The sequence below is a fragment of the Coprobacter sp. genome (assembly GCF_982436375.1).
In genome coordinates, this window is the sequence record NZ_CEWDCG010000308.1 from 1 (window position 1) to 2,323 (window position 2,323).

The window sequence follows — 2,323 nt, forward strand, 5'->3', positions numbered from 1 at the left end:
ATGTAGGATTGAACCACAATGAACGGAAAACCTCTATAATCCACTCATAATTAATGGTTTATATTTAGCCATTGACTGCACCGTTTTTATTTGATGTGAAATGTCGGATTTAGAGCCTGTTTCTATTTTCCTCAATAACAATCTTATAGCAGCCAGTTTAACCGTTCCATCTGCCGAATCAAACGCTAATTCATAGCTTCGGCAGAGCCTTCTATTCTACTTGAATGACATATCCGAACTTCCAGCCGATTTATTCAACAATTGTCAAGCGTGCAAACTTCAAAAGCAATTGTTTTTGACCGAAATGAGCAAATGAAACGGTTGCTTTCGCATTACCCCCTTCTCCTTCAATGGCAGTTACCTCACCTTCTCCGAAACGATCGTGCCGAACTTTAGCCCCGACATGCAAACCCGACAGAGCCGGAGCAGAAGACGAAGACGGGGTCGAAGACAAAGAAGCCGTTTCCATCCGTGTCAGACGAGCCTGACGTCCGACTGCCTGAGTGACCGGAGAGACATAGGCCTCTCCTTCCATTGCCTTCGGTTGCTGGAAAACCGAGGAACGACGAGTAGCCAATAAACCGTCGGTAGTAACGGCATCTGCCGACGTATAAATATATTTGGGATCGATATCTTTCAAGAAACGACTGGGCGAACACATCGTACTCTGGCCATTGCGATAACGGCTTCTGGCGTGTGTCAATACACAATTTTCTTCCGCACGAGTAATGGCGACGTAGAAGAGGCGGCGTTCTTCCTCCACCGCTCTCGGATTGTCTTTCGACATGGCGGAGGGAAACAGGTCCTCTTCCAGCCCGACAACGAAAACATTCCGGAACTCCAGGCCTTTGGCGGCGTGCACCGTCATCATCGTCACCTTGTTTGCCTGCTCTTCCTTATCATTATCCTGATCTGTCAACAGCGAGACTTCAGACAGAAAGTCAGCAAGCGAGACATGCTCCGTTCCTTCCTCGCGGCGTATCTCGCAAAACTCGGCAATACCTTTCAACAACTCCTGCAAGTTTTCCTGCTTGCTGATTCCTTCCACCGAGCGATCCTGAAACAAGGTACTGACAATGCCGCTCTCCTTCACTACTGCAGCGGCGATTTCCTCGGCAGAGAGCTTAACATTCCGTTCGATAAAACCGGAAATAAGCTCCCGGAAATCGCTTAGCTTCTTTGCTGTACCGTTATTGACCGGCAGAGCGTACCCGATCGGATCGTTCAACACGGTCCACAAACTGACATTATGATCTGTAGCGGCAACGACCAATTTATTGAGAGTCGTATCGCCTATCCCACGAGCCGGATAGTTTATCACACGTTTGAAAGCCTCTTCATCATGCGGGTTGACAATCAGACGAAGATACGAAATGACATCCTTCACTTCCTTACGCTGATAGAAAGACAAGCCTCCGTATATCTTATAAGGAATTCCCCTTTTACGCAAGGCCTCTTCCAAGATGCGTGACTGTGCATTTGTCCGATACAGGATGGCAAAATCAGCATAATCGTAATTCTGCATCCTCATATCGTTAATCTTACCAGCAACGGCATATCCCTCTTCATAATCGGAATAGGACGAACAAATGGAGACCTTGCTACCCTCCTCCTTTTCTGAATAAACGGTTTTGGGGATCTGCTTCGTATTCTTATGTATCAAACTGTTCGCCGCATTTACGATATTCTGCGTCGAACGATAATTTCGTTCCAGTTTGAAAATACGGCAACCCGGATACTGGTTCTTGAATTGCAGGATATTATCGATATTGGCTCCCCGGAAAGAATAGATACTTTGCGCATCATCTCCGACCACGCAGATACGTCGGTGTATTTCGCACAAGCGCTGTACAATCAGATGCTGGGCAAAATTCGTATCCTGATACTCGTCCACCAGCACAAACTGAAAAAAGCTCCTGTACTTCTCCAATACGTCCGGATGATCGCGGAAGAGTATATTCGTTTGCAACAGCAAATCGTCGAAATCCATCGCCCCCGCTTGCTGGCAACGATTCTGATACCGCTTATATATTTCACGCAGCAAAGGAACTTTAGAATCTATATCATGTTGCACCAGCTCCTTGTTCTGTTCGTATGCCTTATAGGTAATAAGTGCATTTTTTGCATTCGAGATACGGCCCTGTACCATTCCCGGCCGATACACCTTGTCATCGAGCTGCATCTCCTTCATTATGGAACGGAGTAGACTTTTGGAATCTGTCGCATCGTAAATGGTAAAATTAGATGGATAGCCGATGCACTCCGCCTCGGAACGGAGAATACGGGAAAAAACGGAATGGAACGTCCCCATCCACAACCGCCG

At 46.9% G+C, this 2,323-nt stretch carries 1 protein-coding gene; it reads right to left on the reverse strand.

Annotated features, from left to right (window positions below; translation table 11 throughout):
* Positions 1-250: 250 nt before the first annotated feature.
* Positions 251-2,323, reverse strand: a 2,073-nt coding sequence (locus AC1WHX_RS11940) for an ATP-dependent helicase (RefSeq protein WP_481229450.1), incomplete at its 5' end; no start/stop codon positions are given.